We start from the raw sequence: 244 nt of genomic DNA, 5'->3' as shown, positions 1-244 counted from the left end.
AAAGAAAATAGAATTATAGAGAATGCAATTTATTATCGGAAAGAAAATATGCAAGCATGTGTTGGCGCGACAACATATCGGCACGGGCAAGGCGTGCTTTCAGCGCCGGAAGATCCAAAGAATCAGCGTGATGACGATCGAGACGACGATGCAGGTCACGATCGGAAAGTGAAAACTGAAGCCCTCGCGCACGACGTGGATGTCGCCCGGCAGGCGGCCGAAGGGCAGGCGCCGCAGCCAGGGC

The 244-nt window shown here is 53.7% G+C and carries 1 protein-coding gene; it reads right to left on the bottom strand.

Annotation, left to right across the window (positions count from 1 at the left end; all coding sequences use genetic code 11):
• Positions 1-99 precede the first annotated feature (99 nt).
• Positions 100-237 (bottom strand): DUF2905 domain-containing protein, encoded by a 138-nt coding sequence (locus KVT32_RS31130; protein ID WP_371825653.1) that lies wholly within the window; start codon positions 235-237, stop codon positions 100-102.
• Positions 238-244: the final 7 nt, after the last annotated feature.

This window comes from Achromobacter sp. GbtcB20, assembly GCF_019091095.1.
Classification (GTDB): Bacteria; Pseudomonadota; Gammaproteobacteria; order Burkholderiales; family Burkholderiaceae_B; genus Achromobacter; species Achromobacter mucicolens.
This window is presented reverse-complemented; position numbering and strand designations above follow the sequence as displayed.